General features: G+C 71.2%; 17 protein-coding genes and 1 tRNA gene. 10 read left to right on the top strand and 8 right to left on the bottom strand.

Annotated elements, in window-relative coordinates; all coding sequences use genetic code 11:
* Positions 1 to 9: 9 nt before the first annotated feature.
* The 6 genes from QP119_RS07560 (at position 10) to QP119_RS07535 (ending at position 5,960) form a co-directional block, all read left to right on the top strand.
* Positions 10 to 855 (top strand): carbohydrate ABC transporter permease, encoded by an 846-nt coding sequence (locus tag QP119_RS07560; RefSeq protein WP_284774961.1) that lies wholly within the window; start codon positions 10 to 12, stop codon positions 853 to 855.
* Between the two features lie 69 nt (positions 856 to 924).
* A complete protein-coding gene (locus QP119_RS07555) occupies positions 925 to 1,806 on the top strand; it encodes a carbohydrate ABC transporter permease (RefSeq protein ID WP_284775014.1) in 882 nt (293 codons plus the stop codon).
* A 10-nt stretch (positions 1,807 to 1,816) separates the two neighbouring features.
* Positions 1,817 to 2,431: a hypothetical protein gene (locus tag QP119_RS07550; RefSeq protein WP_284774959.1), complete on the top strand. Its 615-nt coding sequence runs from the start codon at positions 1,817 to 1,819 to the stop codon at positions 2,429 to 2,431.
* Positions 2,432 to 2,699: 268 nt separating this feature from the next.
* Complete coding sequence (locus QP119_RS07545; RefSeq protein ID WP_284774956.1) at positions 2,700 to 3,056, top strand: DUF485 domain-containing protein; 357 nt, start codon at positions 2,700 to 2,702, stop codon at positions 3,054 to 3,056.
* A gap of 10 nt (positions 3,057 to 3,066) precedes the next feature.
* Positions 3,067 to 4,728 carry a solute symporter family protein gene (locus QP119_RS07540; RefSeq protein ID WP_284774955.1) on the top strand — a complete coding sequence of 554 codons (1,662 nt, stop codon included), beginning with the start codon at positions 3,067 to 3,069 and terminating at the stop codon, positions 4,726 to 4,728.
* 122 nt (positions 4,729 to 4,850) lie between these two features.
* A complete protein-coding gene (locus QP119_RS07535; RefSeq protein ID WP_284774953.1) occupies positions 4,851 to 5,960 on the top strand; it encodes a hypothetical protein in 1,110 nt (369 codons plus the stop codon).
* Between the two features lie 33 nt (positions 5,961 to 5,993).
* On the opposite strand, the gene QP119_RS07530 is transcribed toward QP119_RS07535, so the two are convergent.
* The 5 genes from QP119_RS07530 to QP119_RS07510 all read right to left on the bottom strand — a co-directional run bounded on the left by QP119_RS07530 (position 5,994) and on the right by QP119_RS07510 (position 9,664).
* Entirely contained in the window at positions 5,994 to 7,028 is a 1,035-nt protein-coding gene (locus tag QP119_RS07530) for a DUF1906 domain-containing protein (protein ID WP_284774951.1), read from the bottom strand.
* A 232-nt stretch (positions 7,029 to 7,260) separates the two neighbouring features.
* Positions 7,261 to 7,333 (bottom strand) — tRNA-Arg (locus QP119_RS07525).
* A 116-nt stretch (positions 7,334 to 7,449) separates the two neighbouring features.
* Positions 7,450 to 8,040, bottom strand: coding sequence for a dihydrofolate reductase (locus QP119_RS07520; RefSeq protein WP_284774950.1), 591 nt, complete (start codon positions 8,038 to 8,040; stop codon positions 7,450 to 7,452).
* Positions 8,040 to 8,849 (bottom strand): thymidylate synthase, encoded by an 810-nt coding sequence (locus tag QP119_RS07515; RefSeq protein ID WP_284774948.1) that lies wholly within the window; start codon positions 8,847 to 8,849, stop codon positions 8,040 to 8,042. Before QP119_RS07515 ends, QP119_RS07520 begins: the two co-directional genes overlap by 1 nt.
* 53 nt (positions 8,850 to 8,902) lie before the next feature.
* Positions 8,903 to 9,664, bottom strand: a complete 762-nt coding sequence (locus tag QP119_RS07510; protein WP_284774946.1) for a 3'(2'),5'-bisphosphate nucleotidase CysQ — start codon at positions 9,662 to 9,664, stop codon at positions 8,903 to 8,905.
* 34 nt (positions 9,665 to 9,698) lie between these two features.
* Here QP119_RS07510 and QP119_RS07505 point away from each other — a divergent pair, with 34 nt between their 5' ends.
* The 3 genes from QP119_RS07505 (at position 9,699) to QP119_RS07495 (ending at position 16,454) form a co-directional block, all read left to right on the top strand.
* Complete coding sequence (locus QP119_RS07505) at positions 9,699 to 14,783, top strand: ATP-dependent helicase (protein ID WP_284774944.1); 5,085 nt, start codon at positions 9,699 to 9,701, stop codon at positions 14,781 to 14,783.
* A 352-nt stretch (positions 14,784 to 15,135) separates the two neighbouring features.
* On the top strand, positions 15,136 to 16,044 hold the full coding sequence (locus QP119_RS07500; RefSeq protein ID WP_284774943.1) for a DNA-formamidopyrimidine glycosylase family protein: 909 nt from the start codon (positions 15,136 to 15,138) through the stop codon (positions 16,042 to 16,044).
* Positions 16,041 to 16,454 (top strand): YccF domain-containing protein, encoded by a 414-nt coding sequence (locus QP119_RS07495; RefSeq protein ID WP_284774942.1) that lies wholly within the window; start codon positions 16,041 to 16,043, stop codon positions 16,452 to 16,454. Before QP119_RS07500 ends, QP119_RS07495 begins: the two co-directional genes overlap by 4 nt.
* 43 nt (positions 16,455 to 16,497) lie before the next feature.
* On the opposite strand, the gene QP119_RS07490 is transcribed toward QP119_RS07495, so the two are convergent.
* Complete coding sequence (locus QP119_RS07490) at positions 16,498 to 17,985, bottom strand: glutamate--cysteine ligase (RefSeq protein WP_284774940.1); 1,488 nt, start codon at positions 17,983 to 17,985, stop codon at positions 16,498 to 16,500.
* A gap of 146 nt (positions 17,986 to 18,131) precedes the next feature.
* Positions 18,132 to 19,775, bottom strand: a complete 1,644-nt coding sequence (pgi, locus tag QP119_RS07485; RefSeq protein WP_284774938.1) for a glucose-6-phosphate isomerase — start codon at positions 19,773 to 19,775, stop codon at positions 18,132 to 18,134.
* 182 nt (positions 19,776 to 19,957) lie between these two features.
* On the opposite strand from pgi, the gene QP119_RS07480 reads away from it, so the two are divergent.
* Positions 19,958 to 21,481 (top strand): NAD-dependent succinate-semialdehyde dehydrogenase, encoded by a 1,524-nt coding sequence (locus QP119_RS07480; RefSeq protein WP_284774936.1) that lies wholly within the window; start codon positions 19,958 to 19,960, stop codon positions 21,479 to 21,481.
* Positions 21,482 to 21,541: 60 nt separating this feature from the next.
* Here the strand turns inward: QP119_RS07480 and QP119_RS07475 are convergent, their stop codons facing one another.
* Positions 21,542 to 21,841, bottom strand: a complete 300-nt coding sequence (locus tag QP119_RS07475; protein WP_284774934.1) for a chorismate mutase — start codon at positions 21,839 to 21,841, stop codon at positions 21,542 to 21,544.
* Positions 21,842 to 21,854: the final 13 nt, after the last annotated feature.

The following is a 21,854-nucleotide window of genomic DNA, read 5'->3' as shown; positions in this document are numbered from 1 at the left end:
GACGCTCGAATGCAAACCGCACTGAAAAAGTACTTCCCGGTCTTCGTCCTGCCGACGCTGCTGGCGTTCCTGGTCGCCTTCCTGGTGCCCTTCGTCATCGGTTTCGCGCTGTCTTTCACGGAGTTCACCACGATCACGGACGCCTCCTGGGTGGGCCTGGACAACTACGCTCGCGCCTTCGAGGCCCGCGAGGGGTTCGTCTCCGCGTTCGTGTTCACGGTGCTCGTCGCCGTCGTCTCGATCATCACGGTCAACGTCGTCGCCTTCGCGGTGGCCTGGACCCTGACCCGCAAGCTGCGCGGCACGAACTTCTTCCGCACGGTGTTCTTCCTGCCGAACCTCATCGGCGGCATCGTGCTCGGCTACACCTGGCAGTCCATGATCAACGCGGTGCTGGCCAACTACGACCAGACGATCGTCGCGGACTCCCGGTTCGGCTACGCCGGCCTGGTCATGCTGATCAACTGGCAGCTGATCGGCTACATGATGATCATCTACATCGCCGGGCTGCAGAACGTGCCGCCGGAGCTGATCGAGGCCGCCGAGATCGACGGCGTCTCCCGCTGGGAGATGCTGCGGCACGTGACCATCCCGATGATCATGCCCTCGATCACCATCTGCCTGTTTCTCACCTTGTCCAACACCTTCAAGATCTTCGACCAGAACCTCGCGCTGACCGACGGCGCGCCGGGCGGCGAGACCGAGATGGTCGCCCTCAACATCGTCAAGACGATGTTCAACCGGGTTGGCGCCGAGGGCGTCGGCCAGGCCAAGGCCGTCATCTTCGTCGTCGTGGTCGTCGTCATCGCGATGTTCCAGCTGCGCGCCACCCGGCGCAGGGAAGTGGAGGCATAAACCGTGACCACCCAAGTCAATCCTTCCGCCGGGCCGGTGCGGCCCGATGACGCCGCGGCGGCCGTCGACATCGGGCCCGCCGGGGCCGGCGCCGGTACGGGGGGCTCGGCCGCCCGCGTCGGCGGCCCCGCCAAGGTCCTCATCTACGCGGTGCTGGTCTTTCTGACCCTGGTCTTTCTCACCCCGATCGCCTTCATCCTGCTCAACTCCTTCAAGGAACGCTTCGCGATCTCGAACAACCCGTTCGCGCTGCCCGTCGGCGAGATGTGGGCCGGGCTGACCAACTACGTCACCGGCATCCAGGGCGAGGGCTTCGGCTGGGCGATCGTCTGGTCGTTCGTGATCACGATCTCCTCGGTCGCCGCCATCGTCTTCTTCAGCTCCATGACGGCCTACTACATCACCCGGGTCAAGACGTGGTGGACCTCGACGCTGTACTACCTGTTCGTCTTCTCCATGGTCATCCCGTTCCAGATGGTCATGTTCCCCACCGTCGTCATCGCCGACCGGCTGGGCCTGGCCAACCCGCTGGGCATGGTGGTGCTCTACGTCGGCTTCGGCTCCGGCCTGTCGGTGTTCATGTTCTCCGGGTTCATCAAGGCCATCCCGCTGGAGATCGAGGAGGCCGCGACGATGGACGGCTGCTCCCCGCTGGGCACGTTCTTCCGCGTGGTCATGCCGATGCTCAAGCCCACGGCAATCACGGTGGCCATCCTGAACGCGATGTGGGTGTGGAACGACTACCTGCTGCCGTACCTGGTGGTGGGCCTGTCCACGCCGTACCGCACCATCCCGGTGGTCATCCAGCAGTTCATCGGTTCCCAGGGCGACCGCGACCTCGGGGCGATGATGGCGATGCTGGTGCTCGCGATCATCCCGATCGTCATCTTCTACGCGGCCACCCAGAAGCACATCGTCGAGGGCGTCGCCGCCGGCGCCGTGAAGGGCTGAGCGGCGCGCCGTGCGACTGTTCAACCCGGACTCGCGGTTCATGGCCGTCTTCAGCCTGTTCGCCGACCTCGTCGTGGTCAACATGCTGATGGTGCTCAGCGCGTTGCCGGTGCTCACCGCCGGTGCGGCGCTGCGCGCCGGCAACGTCGTGATCGGCCAGATGGTCCGCGGTGTCGGCTCCGGTTACGGCGTGCGCTTCGTGCGCGAGCTGCCGCGGCGCTTCGCCGCCGTGACGGGGTACTGGCTGCTCGCGCTCCTGTTGGCCGCGGTGCTGGTCTACCAGCAGTGGGTGCTCTTCCGCGCCGGCGTCGAGGGGCCCGCGTTGACGGCCCTCCAGGTCCTCGCCCTGTCCGGCGCGCTTCTGATCGCCGGCGTCGCCGTGTGGTTTTTCGCCCTCGGCGCCGCCTCGCGGCGCGCGCTCGCCGACGCCGTCGTGCTCGCCGTGGCGCACCTGCCGTGCACGGTGGCGGCGCTGGCGCTGTGCCTGGGGGCCGTCGCCTGCGTGGTGTACCTGCCGGTGGCCTGGTCGGTGCCGCTGGTGTTCTTCCTCCTGCCGGCCTTCACCGTCTATCTGGTGCGCCTGGTGCTCGCCGGAGCGCTCGGGGAGCGCCTCGCCGCCGATTGACCGCTTCGTCGGGGGTGCCGCGGGCTGGGCGGTGGCGCAGGTCAGCGGGGCCTCGGGGGTGGCGTTCGTATTGGCTGTGAAGCTGTCTGTCCATTCACTATTCATAACGGCTGTGAACCGGGTAACTTCTAGCGGGCAAGCGTGGCGTGCGGCCCGGCGATCCGGGTCCTGGTGCCCCACCTGACGTCCACGCGCTGAGCTGACCACGCCGTGGGACCGGGTCCCCTCCGACGCGAGCCCGCGGCGCGACACAGAGAGGACACCCGCCATGAGCACCGCAGAGCCCACGGCCGTCGCGGAGCGCCCGGTACGCCGGGAACCGACGGCCGAAGACTTCCGAGAGGTACGCGCCGGAGCCCAGTTCCAGGAGCTGCGCAGCCGGTACCGCTCCTTCAACTTCCCGATGTCCGTCGCCTTCTTCCTCTGGTACGTCGCCTACGTCGTCGCGGCGACGTTCTTCCCCGAGCTGATGGCCCTCAACGTCTTCGGCAGCGTCAACCTGGGCATCGTGCTCGGCGTGCTCCAGTTCGTCACGACGTTCATCATCACCTGGGTGTACGTGCGCTACGCCAACAAGAACATCGAGCCGCGCGCGGCCGCGATCCGCACCAAGATGGAAGGGTAGGCCCCACCTCATGGACCCGTTGAACACCACCCATGTCCTGGCCCAGGAGTCGGGAGCTGACGTGGGCAACCCGATCCTGAACATCTCGGTCTTCGTCGCCTTCATCGTCGTGACCATGGCGATCGTCATGCGCGCCGGCAAGACCACCAAGGAGGCCTCGGACTTCTACACCGGCGGCGCCTCCTTCTCCGGCGCCCAGAACGGCCTGGCCATCTCGGGCGACTACCTGTCGGCCGCGTCGTTCCTCGGCATCGTCGGCGCCATCGCGCTGAGCGGCTACGACGGCTTCCTCTACTCGATCGGCTTCTTCGTCGCCTGGCTGGTGGCGCTGCTGCTGGTCGCCGAACCGATGCGTAACGTCGGCCGTTTCACCATGGCGGACGTGCTCTCCTTCCGCCTGCGCCAGAAGCCGGTGCGTACCGCGGCCGCCTTCGGCACGCTGTTCGTCTCGCTGTTCTACCTCATCGCCCAGATGGCCGGCGCCGGCTCGCTGGTCTCGGTGCTGCTGAACATCCACGACACCACCGTCCAGGCCGGCGTCGTCGGCGTGGTCGGCCTGGTCATGATCGCCTACGTTCTCATCGGCGGCATGAAGGGCACCACATACGTGCAGATGATCAAGGCCGTGCTGCTCATCGGCGCGGTGGTCATCATGACCGTGCTGGTCTTCGTCGCCGTGCGCGGCGGGGCCTCCGAGCTCTTCGACCGCGCCGTCGAGATGCACCGCGGCTCCGAGGCGCGCGCCGAGGCCGGCTACGCCGCCGAGGACGTGATGAAGCCGGGCCTGAAGTACGGCGCCGACGTCGTCAGCCAACTCGACTTCCTCTCCCTGGGCCTCTCGCTGGTCCTGGGTGTCGGCGGCCTGCCGCACGTGCTGATGCGCTTCTACACCGTGCCCACCGCCACCGAGGCGCGCAAGTCCGTGACCTGGGCGATCGTGCTGATCGGCTCCTTCTACCTGATCACCTTGATCCTGGGCTACGGCGCTGCCGCGCTCGTCGGCCCGGACAAGGTGCTCGCCGCGCCGGGCGGGGCGAACTCCGCCGCGCCGCTGCTGGCCCTGGAGCTGGCCGGCCCGCTGTTCATGGCCGTCGTCTCCGCGGTCGCCTTTGCCACGGTGCTCGCGGTGGTCGCGGGCCTGGCGATCACGGCCTCGGCCTCGATCGCGCACGACATCTACCATGCGGTCATCCGCGACGGTCAGGCCACCGAGGAGGAGCAGGTCCGCGTCTCGCGCATCACGGTGGTGGTGCTCGGCATCGTCGCGATCGTCCTGGGCATCCTGGCGATGCAGCAGAACGTCGCGTTCCTGGTCTCGCTGGCCTTCGCCATCGCGGCGAGCGCGAACCTGCCGACGATCCTGTTCTCGCTGTACTGGCGCCGCTTCAACACCACCGGCGCGGTCGCCTCGATGTACACCGGCCTGGGCAGCGCCCTGCTGCTGATCTTCTTCTCGCCGGCGGTCTCGGGCACCGAGACCTCGATGTTCTCGGGCGTCGACTTCTCCTGGTTCCCGCTGACCAGCCCCGGCCTGGTCTCGATCCCGCTGGGCTTCCTGGCCGCGATCATCGGCACCTACCTGGGCAAGCCGGACAACCTCGACGACCTCGCCGACGAAATGGAGGTCCGCTCCCTGACCGGCGTCGGCGTGGAGGCCCCGGTCAGCCACTGACCCGCGCTGTGCACCGAGATTTCCGAGGCCCGCCCCATCACCCGGGGCGGGCGTCGCCCGTCGGGTGACCCCTCGCCGTCCTGCGGCGCCGCGTGCGCGGCGCCGGTACTAGGATCTTGCGCATGTCTGAATCCTCCGGCCGTGACGGGCTGGCCACGGTCAACCGGGTCCTCGTCGGAATCTGCGCGGTGCTCGGCGTGGCGGTGCTCGTGCTCGTCATCGCCTTCGTCAGCCTCTCCCGCTCCGGTGGCGGGGAGCACGCCACGGGCGAGGGCGTGGTCGGCGACGGGGGAGTGGTTCAGGACGGGTTGCACGGCGGGCCGGTGGAGAACGCCACGGCCGCGCAGGTCAGCGTGATCCGGTTGAGCGACGGCAAACGCCGCGGCACGGCCTCGGAGCGCTACGCGCGCCCGGCGCTGAGCCTGGCGAAGCTCTACATCGCGGACTACGTGCTCGACCACGGCACCGTCTCGCAGCGGTGGGAGGCGATCAACATGATCTCGGACTCCTCGGACGCCGCGGCCGAGGACCTCTACACCGCCTACCCGGACTCGATCGACGCGACGGCGGAGAAGTACGGCCTCGAGTCGACCCGCTCGGGGGAGGACTGGGGCTACGCGCTGACCTCGACCTATGACGTGGCGACCTTCGTCGCGCGGGTGCTCGACGACGCCCCGACCTCGCCGATCCTCGTCGCGATGGCCCGGGCGGCCGACGTGGCCGCCGACGGCTACGAGCAGGACTGGGGCACGGCGCTGCTGCCGGGCACGATCGGCACGAAGTGGGGCTGGTCGAATGACAGGGACCTGCACTCCTCGGTCTCCTTCAGCGGGGACTTCGTCGTCGCCGCCGCGGTGACCGGCTCGAGCGAGGACCTCACCGAGCTCGTCGAGGACCGGATCAAGGGCATGGGTGCCTGGATCGGCGACGACGCGGTCGACCGCATCGACGCGGACACGTCGGAGGACGGCTCGGAGGACAAATCCGAAGATAAGTCCGGGGAGGAGTCGACGGAGAAGTCCGGTGACAGGTCCTCCGGGGAGTCCGGGAAGAAGTCCGGCGACAAGTCGGACGACAAGATGACCGACGAAAAGAAGTCCGACTCGAAGAAGTCCGGGGACGACAAGAAGCCGGAGGAGAAGTCGAATGACAGGTCCTCCGGCCGGTCCGGGGAGAAGAAGTCCCCGGAGAAGTCCTCCGCCGAGCCCTCGGCGAAGAAGGACGGGAAGTAGCCGCCGGCGGGAAGCGGCCGCCGGCGTCAGCCGTTAGCTGGACAGCCGGGCGGCCTGCTCGGCGATGGAGCGCAGCTGCCCGCCGTTGACGGAGATGCCGCCGGGCAGGTTGATGGTCACCTTGTCCAGGCTCGGCAGGGTGAAGTTCCCGGAGCTGCCCAGCGGCAGCCCGCCGCCCTGACCACCGTTGCCGCGGGTGCCGTTCTGGCCACCGCCGTTACCACCGTTTCCGCCGTTACCGGTGCCGCCGCCGTTACCGGTGCCGCCGTTCCCGTTCCCGCCGTTTCCGCCCGTTGACTCGGTGGTCGGGGTGCTCGGCTGCAGTGCCGGCAGGGAGGTGGTGCCCGGGGTCCACTGGCCCCAGTCGCGGGTGTAGACGTCGTTGATGTCGACCTCGACGCCGCCGACGCGGGCGGTGACGCCGGGACGCTGGTAGACGTTGGCGCGCGGGTGGATCTTGCCGTTGGATCCCCAGCCGTGCTGCCAGAAGTACTCGCCCATGCCGTCGGCGATCAACCAGTCTATGGTCGGGTAGTTGGCGTAGACGCCGGTCTTGAGCCCGGCGGCGGCCAGCGCGGCCGAGAAGCCCTTGAGGTACGGCTTGATCAGCGTCTCGTACTCGTTGCGGGTGGGGTTGTCGTCGATGGCGACGTAGATCGGCTTGCCGGTAGGCCCACCCGCGGCGGCGTGCAGGGCGATGGCCTTCGGCGCGTGCTTGGCCGCGCCGGCGGCACCCTCGCGCCAGTCGGCGGTCCGGTCCTTGCCGTACTGATAGACGGAGGCGGTGGCCAGGCCCGCGGCGGCCATGGCCTTCGTCTCCTCGATCTTGACCGGCTTACCCTTCATCCAGGCCGCGCGCGGCTCGGAGACGTAGCGCACGGCGCCGAGGTGGCCGGCGTTCTTGATCGCCTGGGCGCTCGGCACGCCGCCGGAGTAGTCGAGGACGGTGCCGAGCGAGCGGCCCTGCGCGTCGGCCTGCGGCAGCACGGCCGCGCCGGCGCCGAGGGCGAGGGTCGCGCCGGCGACGCGAAAGAGGGACCGGCGGCTGAGCGGGGAGTTCAGGTTCATGTGCGCTCCTAGGGAAGGTGGGTGCGTCTGGTCTCCGCTTGCCGACGCCGTCGTGGCGGCCGTGGCGCGGAACTGCGGCGCGGGTGCCACCGCGGCGCAGCAATACTAACTTCAGTCACATTGGCAACATCGGTAACTATAACAGGCCCGTCCACCGGCGCAGGTCCGCCGAGCCTCAGAGACACGGAAAACCCGGGCCACCGGAGAGTCGGTGGCCCGGGTTTTCACCGGGTGCCCCAGAAAGGATTCGAACCTTCGACACCCGCTTTAGGAGAGCGGTGCTCTATCCCCTGAGCTACTGGGGCGGGTGCCCGCCTCGGCGGGCACCAGACTAGGGTACCGCACCGGCGCGGGCGCCCGTAAACCCTCCCGGTCCTGCCGGGCCACAGGCCGGAAGGCCCCGCCCCGCAGCCGCCGGCCCTCAGGCCAGGCGCTTGCGCTCGTAGCTGAGGAACCGGTAGCGCAGCGGCATCTCGCTGACGCCCACGGTCAGGCGCCCGCGCTCGGAGACCAGCCAGCCGCTGTCGGAGACCTGCGAGAAGTCGTCGGGCACGTCCGGCGCGGAGACCGCACGTTCGCGCAGCACGGGGAGCAGCACGGCGTCAACAAGCGTCACCTCGATGCGGTCGACCACCTCGACCGCACGCGCGTAGAGGCGCGCGCCGCCGATGATCCAGCCGTCGTGACCCTCGCGCTGCTCGTGGCCGACCAGGCCCTGGCGGCCGACGCGGCCGGGCAGGCCGGTGAAGCCGGTCAGGCCCGGCGGGGAGCTGACCACCTCGGCGCCGGCGGACCACTCGCCGGGCCCGCGCGAGGAGACGACGATGTTCTCCCGGCCCGGCAGCGGGCGGTTCTTCGCCGGCAGCGACTCCCAGGTGCGCCGCCCCATGATCACGGGGTAGCGCAGGGTGGTCTCCTTGAAGTGGGCCAGGTCCTCGGGCAGGTGCCAGGGCATCGTCTCGCCGTCGCCGATGACCCCGTCGACCGACTGCGCCCAGATCGCGCCGAGCATCAGACCGCCACCGGGGCCTTGATCGTCGGGTGCGGGTCGTAGCCGACCAGCTCGACGTCGTCGAAGCCGTAGTCGAAGAGCGAGGCGACCTTGTGCAGCTTCAGCTGCGGGTACGGCCGCGGGGTGCGCGAGAGCTGCTCGGCGACCTGCTCGCGGTGGTTGTCGTAGACGTGGCAGTCGCCGCCGGTCCAGATGAACTCGCCGACCTTCAGCCCGACCTGCTGGGCGACCATGTGGGCAAGCAGCGAGTAGGAGGCGATGTTGAACGGCACGCCGAGGAACATGTCCGCGCTGCGCTGGTAGAGCTGCAGGCTGAGTTTGCCGTCGGCGACGTAGAACTGGAAGAGCAGGTGGCACGGCGGCAGCGCCATGTTCTCCAGCTCGCCGACGTTCCAGGCGCTGACGATGTTGCGCCGGGAGTCGGGGTCCTCGCGCAGAAGGTCGAGGGCGCGCTGCATCTGGTCGATGTGACGCCCGTCCGGGGTGGGCCAGCTGCGCCACTGCACCCCGTAGATGGGCCCGAGCTCGCCGTCCTCGCCGGCCCACTCGTTCCAGATCCTGATCCGGTTGTCCTGCAGCCAGTGCACGTTGGAGTCGCCGCGCAGGAACCACAGCAGCTCGCCGACCACCCCGCGGAAGTAGACCTTCTTGGTGGTCAACAGGGGGAAGGACTCGGCGAGGTCGAAGCGCATCTGTGCGCCGAACAGGCTGGTCGTGCCCGTTCCGGTGCGGTCGTCCTTGTGCGCGCCGGTCTCGATGATCCGGCGCAGCAGGTCCTCGTAGGGGGTCTCAACCGGTGCTGCACTCATGGGCGTCACCCTACCGCGGGGCCGGGCCACCGGGCGTCACAGGTGGCCGGACGTCACAGGTAGCTGCCGTTCTCCTCGAGGAAGGTCGCGGCGTGTTCCATGATCTCGTCGGCCAGCTCGGGGCGGCAGATCAGGATGTCCGGTAGGTAGGTGTCCTTGTGGTTGTACGTGGGCTCGCTGCCGTCGAGACGCGAGCAGTGTAGCCCGGCCGCGCGGCAGACACCGATCGGGGCGGCGGAGTCCCACTCGTACTGGCCGCCGGCGTGGATGTAGGCGTCCGAGTCGCCGAGCAGTACGTTCATGGCCTTCGCGCCGGCCGAGCCCAGCGGCACGGTGGTGCGGCCCATCTTCTCGGCGATGTACTCGGTCACGGCCGGCGGGCGGTTGTGCGAGATGGCGATCTTCATCGAGTAGGGGCCGGTGACCGCGCGGACGTCGCCGGTGTGGAAGACCACGCCGAGGTCGGGCAGGCCGACGGCGGCGTGGGTCGGGCGGCCGTTCTCGACCAGCGCGATGTGCACGGCCCAGTCCTGGCGGCCCGTGGCGAACTCCTTGGTGCCGTCGAGCGGGTCGATGATCCAGACCCGGTCCTTGCCCAGGCGCTCCGGGTTGTCCGCGGCCTCCTCGGAGAGGAAGCCGTCGTCGGGGCGGTGCTGCTCGAGCACGCGGGCGATCCAGCTCTGCGCGAGCTCGTCGCCGGCGTCGCCGAGGTTTCGTCCGCGCAGCAGGCCGACGTTGCGCACGCCCTTGAGAATTTCACCGGTGCCCTGTGCCAGCCTCTTGGTGAGGCGGGCGTCGGAAAGCTCAGCTGTCATGGTGACCACTCTATCCGTTTGGTTAGATCGAGGCATGGCCTCCCGCATCGTCGACGACTTCCGCCCGCAAGTGGCGCAGTGGTTCCGGGAGGTCTACGAGAAGCCCACGAAAGTGCAGGAAGAGGCCTGGGCGACCATCTCGAAGGGCGAAAACGCCCTGGTCGTCGCGCCCACGGGCTCCGGCAAGACGCTCGCGGCCTTCCTCTGGGCGCTCGACTCGCTGGTCGAACCGGCGGGTCAGGGGGTGCTCACGGCCCCGGGCGAGGGCGCGTGCGAGATGAGCGCGGCGGAGAAGGGCCACGGGGTCAAGGTGCTCTACATCTCCCCGCTGAAGGCCCTGGGCGTGGACGTGGAGCGCAACCTGCGCGCCCCGCTGACCGGCATTGCCCGCGTCGCCGAGCGCACCGGGCAGGCGGTGCCGAACATCACCGTCGGCGTGCGCTCGGGAGATACGCCACAGGCCGAGCGTGCCCGTCAGCTGCGCCGCCCGCCGGACATCCTGATCACCACGCCCGAGTCGGCCTACCTGATGCTCACCTCGAAGGCCGCCGGGATCCTCAGGGACGTCGACACCGTCATCGTCGACGAGATCCACGCCCTGGCCGGCACCAAGCGCGGCGCGCACCTCGCGCTCTCGCTCGAGCGGCTCTCCCGGCTGACCGGCCGCGACCCGCAGCGCATCGGGCTGTCGGCGACCGTGCGACCGCTGGACGCCGTCGCCGACTTCCTCGGCGGCGACCGCCCGGTGGAGATCATCGCCCCGGCCGCCCCGAAGCGCTGGGGCCTCAAGGTCCACGTGCCGGTGGAGGACATGGCGGACCTGCCGGTGCCCGAGGAGGGCTCGACCATCGGCGCGGCCGTCGTCGACGACACCGTGGGTGTGACCGGCGGGGTGCCCGAGGAGTCCGCCCTGCCGGCGCAGAAGTCCATCTGGCCGTTCATCGAGCGCGAGCTCTACGCCGAGATCACCGCCGCGCGCTCCACGCTCGTCTTCGTCAACTCCCGGCGCACCGCCGAGCGGCTGACCAGCAGGCTCAACGAGCTGTGGGCCGCCGAGCACGACCCGGAGTCCCTGGCCGCGCCCACCCGGCGCGACCCCGCGCAGCTGATGAAGTCGGTCGACACCGCCGGCTCCGCCGCGCCCGTCATCGCCCGTGCCCACCACGGCTCGGTGTCCAAGGATGAGCGCGCCGTCACCGAGCGGATGCTCAAGGAGGGCACGCTCAAGGCCGTGGTGGCCACCTCCTCGCTGGAGCTGGGCATCGACATGGGCGCCATCGAGCTCGTCGTCCAGGTCGAGTCGCCGCCCTCGGTCGCCTCCGGCCTGCAGCGCGTGGGCCGCGCCGGGCACACCGTCGGCGCGGTCTCCCACGGCTCCTTCTACCCGAAGCACCGCGCGGACCTGGTGCAGACGGCCGTGACGGTCGAGCGGATGCGCACCGGCTCGATCGAGGAGCTCCACCCGCCGAAGAACCCGCTGGACGTGCTCACCCAGCAGACCGTGGCCGCCGTGGCGGCCGCCGACCTCGACGTCGAGGACTGGTTCGCCACCGTGCGCCGCGCCCACCCCTACCGCGAGCTGCCGCGGGAGGTCTTCGACGCCGTGCTCGACCTGGTCAGCGGCGTCTACCCCTCGGCCGACTTCGCCGAGCTGAAGCCGCGGGTGGTCTACGACCGCACCACCGGCGTGCTCTCCGCCCGCCCCGGGGCGCGCCGGGTGGCCGTCACCAGCGGCGGGACCATCCCGGACCGCGGCATGTTCGGCGTCTTCCTGGAGGGCGGCGGCGAGAACGGGGCCCCGCGGCGCGTCGGCGAGCTCGACGAGGAGATGGTCTACGAGTCGCGCGTGGGCGACGTGTTCACCCTGGGTGCGACGAGCTGGCGCATCGAGGACATCACCCGTGACCAGGTCCTGGTCACTCCGGCGCCCGGCCACACCGGCCGGCTGCCCTTCTGGAACGGCGGCGCGGTGGGCCGTCCCGCCGAGCTGGGCCGCGCGCTCGGCGCCTTCCGCCGCGAGATCCTCGCCGAGGCCGACTCCGCGGACCCCGGCGCGGGCGCGGGTGCCGGCGTCGGCGTGGGCGGCGCCGAGGAGCGTCTGCGCACCGCCGGGCTTGACGACGACGCGCGGGCCAACCTGGTCGCGTACCTGCGCGACCAGCGCGACGCGACCGGCGTGGTGCCCGACGAGCGCACTCTGGTCCTCGAGCGCTTCCGCGACGAGCTCGGCGACTGGCGCGTGGTGCTGCACTCGCCCTTCGGCAGGGGAGTCAACGCCGCCTGGGCCCTGGCCGTCGGCGCGGCCGTCGAAGAGAACCTCGGCATGGACGCCCAGGCCGTCGCCGGCGAAGACGGCATCGTGCTGCGCCTGCCGGACGCCGACGCCGAGCCCTCCGGTGCCCTGTTCGCCCTCGACCCCGACGAGGTCGGCGAGACCGTGGCTGCCCGCGTCGGCGACTCGGCGCTCTTCGCCTCCCGCTTCCGCGAGTGCGCCGCCCGAGCCCTGCTGCTGCCGCGGCGCAACCCCGGTCGGCGCGCCCCGCTGTGGCAGCAGCGCCAGCGCGCCGAGCAGCTTCTCGACGTCGCGCGGCGCTACCCGTCCTTCCCGATCATCCTGGAGACCGTCCGCGAGTGCCTCCAGGACGTCTACGACCTGCCCGCCTTAGAGGAGGTGCTGCGGGCGGTCGCGCTGCGCCGCGTGCGCATCGCCGAGGTCACCACCGAGCAGCCCAGCCCCTTCGCCTCCTCGCTGCTGTTCAACTACACCGGCGCCTTCATGTACGAGGGCGACACCCCGGCCGCCGAGAAGCGCGCCGCCGCCCTCGCCCTGGACCCGGCGCTGCTGGCCAAGCTGCTGGGCACCGTCGAGCTGCGCGAGCTGCTCGACCCCGAGATCATCGCCGAGACCCACGCCCAGCTGCAGCGCACCGCCGACGGTCGCCGCGCGCGCGGGCCCGAGGAGCTCGCCGACGTGCTGCGCCTGCTCGGCCCCGTCCCCGTCGAGGAGCTGGGGGACCACTGCGACTTCGCCGACCCGGCCGGCGTCGCGCGCGCCGAGCTTTCCGGGCGCGTGATGTCCGTGCGGTTCGCCGGGCGCGAGCACCTCGCCCAGATTCCCGACGCCGCGTTGCTGCGCGACGGCCTGGGCGTGCCCGTCCCGCCGGGCGTGCCGGCCCAGGTGGACACCGTCGTCGACGCCCTCGATCAGCTGGTGGCCCGCTGGGCGCGCACCCGCGGGCCCTTCACCCTGCGCGACCTGGCCGGCGCCTTCGGGCTGTCGGTCTCGGCGGCGCACTCCGTGCTCGATACCGCCGCGCGGGCCGGCAAGGTCGTCGAGGGCCGCTTCCGTCAGGGCGTGGAGACCGCCGAGTACTGCGACGCCGAGGTCCTCGGCGTGATCCGGCGGCGCTGCCTGGCCGCCGCGCGCCGGGAGTCCCGCCCGGTCAGCCAGTCCGCCTTCGGCCGCTTCCTGCCCGAGTGGCAGCAGGTCGCCGCCGTCGGCGAGCGGCCGGGCCTGCACGGCGTCGACGGGGTCTTCGCCGTCGTCGAGCAGCTCGCCGGGGTGCGGCTTCCGGCCTCGGCGTGGGAGTCGCTGGTGCTGCCGGCGCGCGTCGACGGCTACGAGCCGCGCTGGCTCGACGAGCTGACCACCTCCGGCGAGGTGCTCATCCGGGGCGCCGGCACCGCCGGGGCCCGCGACCCGTGGATCACGCTGCTGCCCGCCGACTACGCCGCGCAACTGGCCGATGGCACCGACTTCGTCGGTGCCACGAGGCAGAAGGAGGGTGGCGACGGCGAAGCCGTCGCCACGTTCAGCGGGCTGCAGGAGTCCGTGCTCGGCGTGCTCGGCAGGGGAGGGGCGTTCCTGTTCACCGACCTGCTCGCCGAGGTCACCGGCGAGGACCTCGGCCTGGTCACCGGTCAGGTCACGCCTGAGGAGCTGCGCGAGGCGATCTGGGGCCTGGTCGAAGCCGGCCGGGTCGCCCCCGAGAGCTTCGCCCCGCTGCGCGCCCGGTTGGCCGCCTCCGGGCCGGCCTCCGGTTCGGCGCACCGCGCCAAGCGCACCCCGGGGCGCACCCGCCTGCGCATGGGGCGCACCAGCTTCGCGCAGTCCCAGCGCGCCGGGGCCTTCGGCAACTCCGGCGGCAGCCGCGTCCCGCCGGACATGCGCGGGCGCTGGGCGCTCGCGGTCGCCCCGACCGAGGACGCGACCACCCGCTCGGTGGCCCTCGGCGAGGCCTGGCTGGACCGCTACGGCGTGCTCACCCGCGGCAGCGTCGTCGACGAGGGGGTGGCCGGCGGCTTCGCGCTGGCCTACAAGGTGCTCTCCAGATTCGAGGAGAACGGCCGGGCCCTGCGCGGCTACCTCGTCGAGGGCCTGGGCGCCGCGCAGTTCTCCGCCCCGGCGATCATCGACCGCCTGCGCGGCTACGCCGACACCCCGGACCTGGAGGGCTGGCCCTCGGGGACCCGCGAGCCGAAGGTCCACGTGCTGGCCGCCTGCGACCCGGCCAACCCCTACGGCGCGGCCCTTCCCTGGCCGCGCAAGGGACCGACCCGCTCGGCCGGCGCGCTCGTCGTCCTCGTCGACGGCCTGCTGCTGGCGCACGTCACCCGCGGCGGGCGCCGGCTGAGCCTGTTCACCGGCAGCCTCCCGGTCGGCCTCGGCGTCGGCGAGGAGGAGCTCGCCGGACTCGTCGTGCGCGCCCTGGCCGAGCTCGTCGCCTCCGGGCGCGCCCGCGGCTTCGTCATCGAGCACGTCGACGGCGAACCGGCGCTCACCCATCCGCTCGCAAGCGCCATGCGCGCCGCAGGCGCGCGCGTCACCCCGCGGGGGCTGCGCGTGACCGCGCACGCGGGAGGGGCGGGACGTCGTCAATCGAGGGGGAGTGATCCCCGCCCGGAACGCCCCGCGCACGGCGGGCGCAGCCTCGGCGAGGCGCTCGAGGAGCTCAGCTTCGACGACGACGAACTGCCCTGGGGCGGCGAGCCCGACCCCACCGTCTGGGAGGGCGGCGAGGAACAACCCCCGCGTGGGGGTGGCTTCGGCCGCCCGCGCCGTGGCGGCAGGGGCGGATGGGGCCTACGTGGCGGCGGTGGCGGACGACGTGGCCGCTGACACATCTGCCCACCGCGGTGGGCGTATGCGTACGGGGGAACTGATTCGACCCCACTTATAGTTCGTGGTGCAGCGGGGCGAGGATGCGCCACCAGGGGATCCAGCTCCGTCGCCGACGGGAGTCGAACCACCGCGAGTCGACCCCGACCGCACGCCGCGGGACGGGTCGCCAGGGGGGAGCGCCCGCGGCCGCCTCCGGGGGACAACGGGGAGGCGGCGGGGGCGCGGGCGCGGCGGTCTCACGGCCTCACGGCGACGGCGTGGACCCCACCGGTGGGAGGGTTCAGGAGGCCCGGCAAGGGACGCCGGCACCGCAGGAGGGCGCCGCGGCGCCGCGTAGCATGAAGGGGTCATGCCCGAGGGAGACTCCGTATTCCAGCTGGCCCGCCGCCTGCAGTTCATGACCGGACGCACGGTCACCGAATCCTCGCTGCGGGTGCCCCGGCACGCCCTGGCGGACTTCACCGGCACCACCTGCCGGCGCGTGTGGCCCTACGGCAAGCACCTGTTCATGCTCTTCGACGACGACGTGCTGCACACCCACCTGAAGATGGAGGGCACCTGGTCCGTGCACCGCGCCGGCGAGCGCTGGCGCAAACCCGGCCACACCGCGCGCGTGGTGCTGCGGCTTGTCGACACCCCGGGCAACCCCGACATCGAGGTCGTCGGCCACTCGCTCGGGCTGGTCGAGGTCTTCCCGGCCCGCGAGTGGTCCGCACGCATGGGGCACTTGGGCCCCGACGTGCTCGGCGCGGACTGGTCGCGCGGCGGAGCACAGGAGGCGCGCCGCCGCCTGCTCGCCCGGCCCGACCGTCCCGTGGGCACCGCGATCCTGGACCAGAGGAACCTCGCCGGGGTGGGAAATGAGTACCGCGCCGAGATCTGTTTCCTGCTCGGCGTGCACCCGGCCACGCCCGTGCGCGCGGTGGACGTGGACAGACTGCTCGCGCTGACCCACCGGCTCATGCGCGCCAACCGAGACTCGCCGATCCGGGTGACCACCGGCGTGCGCCGGGCGGGGCAGAGCTCCTACGTCTTCGGTCGGGCGGGAAAGCCCTGCCGGCGCTGCGGCACCCCGATCCGCTCCGGCTGGCTCGGCGGGCCGCCGGCACCCGCGGGCGCCCCGGGCGGCGGGCGCCGCGACGAGCGGGGGCGCACGCGCACCCCGGGCGACGCCACGGAGCTCGAGCGCGTGATCTGGTGGTGTCCGCACTGCCAGCTGATGCTCGGCGGCGCCGGCCCCGCTAGCCTGGGGTCATGAAGCTTCTGCTCAACCTGATCTGGTTCTTCCTCGGCGGGCTGTGGTTGGCGATCGGCTACTTCGTCTTCGGCGTCATCGCCTGCATCTTCATCATCACCATCCCCGCCGGCGTGGCCAGCTTCCGCATGGCCAACTACGCCCTGTGGCCCTTCGGTCGCACCGTGGTGCGCGAGACCGGGCGCGTGCGTGCCCTGTCCGGGGTCACCAACGTCATCTGGTTCCTCATCGCCGGGCTGTGGCTGGCGATCGGGCATCTGACCACCGCAGCCGCGCAGGCGATCACCGTCGTCGGCATCCCGCTGGCCATCGCCAACGTCAAGATGATCCCGGTGACCTGCTTCCCCTTCGGCAAGCGCGTCGTCGACAGCGACCACGTCCCGTTCGGCTGGGAGCCGATGGTCCGGATGTGAGCCGGCGGGCCGGGCGCGCCGGGCGAACGTCCCGGGTGCCCGCTCAGCGGCCCATGGACCAGGTGTGCACCGGCTCCTCGGTGGCCTGGTGCTCCAGGTAGAGCCGGAGCATCTCCCGGATCGCCGCGGCGCGCTCGGGGGTGTCCGGCTTGGCACCGCGCGGGCTGAGCGCGTCGAGGGTGCGTACCTGCCAGTGCGCCCCGTTCTGCCGGGTGCGCGCCCGGCCCTCGATGATGCCGAGGTAGTGGTCGATGACGTCGCGGTCCGCGCCCAGGCGCTCCAGGCCGGCGCGGGCCTCCGGGAGCAGGTGCTCGCGCACCAGGTGGGCGACGTCGACGGTGCCCAGCGTGGGCCAGTGCATCCGCGCGGTCAGCCCGTTGCGCGCGGCGTTCATGAAGTTCTCCTCCGCCTGCGGGAAGGTCAGCCGCGACCAGACCGGCCGGTTCTCCTCGGTGAGGTGGTTGACCATGCCGTAGTAGAACGCGGCGTCGGCGATCGTGTCCGCCACGGTCGGCCCGGCGGGCAGGAGCCGATTTTCGACGCGCAGGTGGGCGCGTGGTGACCCGGGCGCGTAGATGGGCCGGTTCCAGCGCCACACGGTGCCGTTGTGCAGGTTGAGGTAGTGCACGGCCGGGGTGTCGCCCTGCATCATCGGGGTGCCGGAGGCCTGGCGGTCCTCGGGCAGCAGCGGGGAGAAGTAGCGCACGTTCTCCTCGAAGAGGTCGAAGACGCTGGTGATCCAGCGCTCGCCGAACCAGACGCGCGGGCGCACGCCCTGCGCCTCGAGCTCCGGGGTGCGGGTGTCGATGGCCTGGCGGAAGACCGGGATGCGGGACTCGGGCCAGACCTTGCGCCCGCAGAACAGCGGGGAGTTCGCGCCCAGGGCGACCTGGACGCCGGCGATGGCCTGCGAGGCGTTCCAGGCGTCGGCGAAGCGGTTCGGCGGGACCTGCAGGTGCAGCTGGACCGAGGTGCACGTCGACTCCGGGGCGATGTCCGCGAAGTCGTGGCCGTAGTGCTCCCGGCCGGTGAGATCGATGCGAACCATCTCGCCGCGGCTGGACATGATCGCGTTGTTGAGGCCGCGGAAGCGGTTCTCCGGGGTCATCCAGCCCGGCGACTCGAGGAACTCGGTGGTCAGCGTCGGCAGCGTGCCGATCATCGCGACCTTCGCCCCGGCCTCGGCCGCGGCGTCGCGCACCCGGTCCAGACGGCCCAGCACGCTGCGCTCGAGGTCGCGCAGGCCCTGGCCGGTCAGGTCGACCGCCGGGTTGTTCAGCTCGACGTTGTAGGCGCCGAGCTCCGGCTGGTACTCGTCGTCGAGGTGGGCCAGCACCTCGCGGTTGCAGGTGACCGGGTCCATGTCCTCGTCGACGAGGTTGAGCTCGAGCTCGAGGCCGACGGTGCCGGCGTCCTCGAACTCCGCGTGCTGGAGGTGCCGGTCGAAGATCTCGAGGTCGTGTGCCAGGGCCCGGCGGTACTCGGTGCGCTGGCGGGGAGTGTAGGTGTCTGTGGAGACGGCTTCGCCCATGGGGAAAAGATTAGCCGCGCGCGATCCCCGGGGCGGGGGATTCGCGCGCGGCGCAGATCACGCTTCGCGGATCAGACGGAGCGCCGGCCGGGCCCGTCGGACCGACGGGTTCACCGGCTCAGCAAGACCGGCTCAGCCTCAGCGGCCTAACCGCGGTGGGTGCGGTACCAGCCGATCAGGGAGTCGGTGGAGGCGTCGCCGGTGTCCGGCTCGACCTCGCCGCTGACGGCCGGGGCCAGGTCGTTGGCCTGCTGCTTGCCCAGCTCCACGCCCCACTGGTCGAAGGAGTTGATGTCCCAGACGGCACCCTCGACGAAGGTGATGTGCTCGTAGAGGGCGATCAGCGCGCCGAGGACGGCCGGGGTGAGCTCCTCGGCCAGGATCGTGGTGGTCGGGCGGTTGCCCGGCATGACCTTGTGCGGCACGATCGCCGGGTCGACGCCCTCGGCGGCGATCTCCTCGGCGGTCTTGCCGAAGGCGAGCACCTTGGTCTGGGCGAAGAAGTTGCCCATCAGCAGGTCGTGCATCGAGCCCTCGCCGGTGGCGGTGGGCAGGTCCTCCTTGGGACGGGCGAAGCCGATGAAGTCCGCCGGGATCAGGCGGGTGCCCTGGTGAATCAGCTGGTAGAAGGCGTGCTGGCCGTTGGTGCCGGGCTCGCCCCAGAAGATCTCGCCGGTGGAGTAGTCGACGCGCTCGCCGTCGCGGCGGGTCGATTTGCCGTTGGACTCCATGGTCAGCTGCTGCAGGTAGGCCGGGAAGCGGGAGAGGTCCTGCGAGTAGGGCAGCACCGCGTGGGTCTGGGCGCCGTGGAAGTTGGAGTACCAGACGTTGAGCAGGCCCATGAGCACCGGGATGTTCTCCGCGAACTTGGCGGTGCGGAAGTGGACGTCCATCGCGTGGAAGCCCTCGAGGAAGCGCATGAAGTCCATCGGCCCGATCACGCACATCAGGGAAAGCCCGATGGCGGAGTCGACGGAGTAGCGGCCGCCGACCCAGTCCCAGAAGCCGAACATGTTGTCCGTGTCGATGCCGAACTCGGCGACCTTCTCGGCGTTGGTGGACACCGCGACGAAGTGCTTGGCGATCGCGGCCTCCTCGCCGTCGAAGCGCTCGAGCAGCCAGCGCTTAGCGGCGTGCGCGTTGGCCAGGGTCTCCTGGGTGGTGAAGGTCTTCGAGGAGATGATGAACAGCGTCGACTCGGGGTCGAGGCGGTCCAGGGTGGCGGCCATGTCGGCTGGGTCGACGTTGGAGACGAACTCGCCGCTGATGCCGGCGGTGGCGTAGGCGCGCAGCGCCAGGGTGGCCATCTTCGGGCCCAGGTCCGAGCCGCCGATGCCGATGTTGACGACCTTCTTGATGGTGTGGCCGGTGTGGCCGAGCCACTCGCCGGAGCGCAGCTTGGAGGCGAAGTCGCGCATGCGGCCGAGCACCTCGTGCACGTCGGCGGCGACGTCCTGGCCGTCGACCTTCAGCTGCTCCTCGGCGGGCAGGCGCAGGGCGGTGTGCAGCACCGCGCGGTCCTCGGTGTTGTTGATGTGCTCGCCGGAGAACATCGCCTCGACGCGGTCCTTCAGCCCGATCTCCTCGGCCAGGGCGACCAGGGCGTCGCGGGTCTCCTCGTCGAGGAGGTTCTTCGACAGGTCGACGTGCAGTCCGGCGGCGTCGAAGGAGAAGTTCCCGGCCCGGTCGGGATCGGCGGCGAACAGCTCGCGCAGCGTCACCTCCCGGGTCGCCTCGTAGCGGTCCTCGAGGTTCTTCCAGGCGGTGGTGGCCGTGATGTCGGCGGTCATCTGCGCTCCTTATCTGGGAGGTTCGGTGGTACTCCACCACGATAGTTCGGCCCGGCGCCCGGCGCCGCGCACGTGAGCGGGCGCACGGCCGGCCTGCCTGCCCCGCCACACGGCGGCGTGGCGTCCCCGGCACCCGCCCTGGACAGTGGCGGAGGCCACGTCGCCGGGGGCATAGTGGGGTCATGGCCGATAACACCGAGAAGAACACCGAAAACACCTCCGCCGGCACCGCGCAGGCGTCCTCCGTGGACCCGCGGGAGCTGATCGAGAGGACCCCGAAGGGGCTGTTCATCGACGGCGGGTTCGTCGCCGCCGAGGACGGGGAGACCTTCGAGGTCTTCAACCCGGCCGACGGCTCCGTGCTCACCGAGGTCGCCGCCGGCTCCGAGGCCGACGCCCGCCGCGCGCTCGACTCGATCTGCGCCGCCCAGGACTCCTGGGCCGCGACCGCCCCGCGCGAGCGCTCCGAGATCCTGCGCCGCGCCTTCGAGCTGCTCGGCGAGCGCTCCGAGGAGCTGGCCCTGCTGCAGACCCTCGAGCTGGGCCGCGCGCTGAAGGACTCCGCGGCCGAGGTCGGTTACGGCGCCGAGTTCTTCCGCTGGTTCGCCGAGGAGGCCGTGCGCCCGCGCGGCGAGTACCGCGTCAGCCCCGACGGCAAGTCCCGCATCCTCGTCGCCGAGCAGCCCGTGGGCCCCTGCCTGGCGATCACGCCGTGGAACTTCCCGCTGGCCATGGGCGCGCGCAAGATCGCCCCGGCGCTGGCGGCCGGCTGCACCATGCTGGTCAAGCCGGCGTCCAAGACTCCGTTGACGATGCTCTACCTCGCCCAGGTGCTCAAGGAGGCCGGGCTTCCCGACGGCGTGCTGGCCGTGGTCCCGGCCAAGAAGGCGTCGAACGTCTCCGCGTTGCTTGACGACGCTCGCGTGCGCAAGTTCACGTTCACGGGTTCCACCGCCGTGGGCCAGCAGCTCGCGGCGGAGGCCGCGGGCCACTCCATGAAGGTCTCGCTGGAGCTGGGCGGCAACGCGCCCTACATCGTCGCCGCCGACGCGGACCTCGACACCGCCGCCCAGGCCGTCGCCGTGGCCAAGATGCGCGGCGCCGGCCAGGTCTGCATCGCCGCCAACCGCTTCCTGGTCCACGAGTCCGTGGCCGAGGAGTTCACCGCGAAGGTCGCCGAGCTGATGGGCTCGCTGACGATCGGCCCGGGCAACGGCGCGGGCGTGGACTACGGCCCGCTCTCGGGCACCGACCAGGTCGAGACCGTCTCCGGGCTCGTCGACGACGCCCTGGACAAGGGCGCGCGCCGCATCGTCGGCGGGGAGCTTCCCGAGGGGCTTCCCGAGGGCGGCTACTACTACCCGGCCACCGTGCTGACCGACCTGCCGGCGGACGCGGAGATCCTGCACAATGAGATCTTCGGCCCCGTGGTCGCGGTGGACACCTTCGCCACCGACGACGAGGCCGTCGAGAAGGCCAACTCCACGCCCTTCGGGCTGGCCGCCTACGTCTTCTCGGAGAACCTCACCCACGCCCTGGCGCTGGCCGAGCGCGTCGAGGCCGGCATGGTCGCCCTGAACAAGGGCGGGCTCTCCGACCCGGCCGCCCCCTTCGGCGGGGTCAAGGAATCCGGCCTGGGCCGCGAGGGCGGCTTCCAGGGCATTCACGAGTACCTCGAGGAGAAGTTCATCTCGGTGCCCCGCTAGATCAGCCCCTCCGCTGATCCGGTTCCGCCTGCCCCGGTTCCGCGGCGTAGGCCGCGGAACCTAGCCGAGGCGGCCGCGCCCGAGGCGCAGCAGGATGGCGGCGAGCTCCGGGCCCTCCTCGCCGAGCTCCCCGCGGAACTGGTTGATGATGGCCACCTCGCGGGTGTGCACCAGGCGGGTGCCGCCCGAGCCCATGCGAGCCTTGCCCACCGCCCGGGAAATCTGCGTGCGCCGCTTGACGGCGGCGAGGATCTCCTCGTCGAGCCGGTTGATCTCCGCGCGGTACTCCTGGATCTGAGCGTCCGAGAGCGGATCGTCGGTGCCGGTGGGGGAGAGGTCGGGTGCCGGGGAGTCAGACATGTCCATCATCATG

Source organism: Corynebacterium frankenforstense, from assembly GCF_030211955.1.
Lineage (GTDB): Bacteria > Actinomycetota > Actinomycetes > Mycobacteriales > Mycobacteriaceae > Corynebacterium > Corynebacterium frankenforstense_A.
This window is presented reverse-complemented; position numbering and strand designations above follow the sequence as displayed.

Bases quoted from the DNA above. Each gene is read 5' to 3' on its own strand.
- QP119_RS07560 (WP_284774961.1), top strand. From the start codon at position 10: ATGCAAACCGCACTGAAAAAGTACTTCCCGGTCTTCGTCCTGCCGACG.
- QP119_RS07545 (WP_284774956.1), top strand. From the start codon at position 2,700: ATGAGCACCGCAGAGCCCACGGCCGTCGCGGAGCGCCCGGTACGCCGG.
- QP119_RS07540 (WP_284774955.1), top strand. From the start codon at position 3,067: ATGGACCCGTTGAACACCACCCATGTCCTGGCCCAGGAGTCGGGAGCT.
- QP119_RS07535 (WP_284774953.1), top strand. From the start codon at position 4,851: ATGTCTGAATCCTCCGGCCGTGACGGGCTGGCCACGGTCAACCGGGTC.
- QP119_RS07530 (WP_284774951.1), bottom strand. From the start codon at position 7,028: ATGAACCTGAACTCCCCGCTCAGCCGCCGGTCCCTCTTTCGCGTCGCC.
- QP119_RS07520 (WP_284774950.1), bottom strand. From the start codon at position 8,040: ATGCTCGGCGCGATCTGGGCGCAGTCGGTCGACGGGGTCATCGGCGAC.
- QP119_RS07515 (WP_284774948.1), bottom strand. From the start codon at position 8,849: ATGAGTGCAGCACCGGTTGAGACCCCCTACGAGGACCTGCTGCGCCGG.
- QP119_RS07510 (WP_284774946.1), bottom strand. From the start codon at position 9,664: ATGACAGCTGAGCTTTCCGACGCCCGCCTCACCAAGAGGCTGGCACAG.
- QP119_RS07505 (WP_284774944.1), top strand. From the start codon at position 9,699: ATGGCCTCCCGCATCGTCGACGACTTCCGCCCGCAAGTGGCGCAGTGG.
- QP119_RS07500 (WP_284774943.1), top strand. From the start codon at position 15,136: ATGCCCGAGGGAGACTCCGTATTCCAGCTGGCCCGCCGCCTGCAGTTC.
- QP119_RS07495 (WP_284774942.1), top strand. From the start codon at position 16,041: ATGAAGCTTCTGCTCAACCTGATCTGGTTCTTCCTCGGCGGGCTGTGG.
- QP119_RS07490 (WP_284774940.1), bottom strand. From the start codon at position 17,985: ATGGGCGAAGCCGTCTCCACAGACACCTACACTCCCCGCCAGCGCACC.
- pgi (WP_284774938.1), bottom strand. From the start codon at position 19,775: ATGACCGCCGACATCACGGCCACCACCGCCTGGAAGAACCTCGAGGAC.
- QP119_RS07480 (WP_284774936.1), top strand. From the start codon at position 19,958: ATGGCCGATAACACCGAGAAGAACACCGAAAACACCTCCGCCGGCACC.
- QP119_RS07475 (WP_284774934.1), bottom strand. From the start codon at position 21,841: ATGTCTGACTCCCCGGCACCCGACCTCTCCCCCACCGGCACCGACGAT.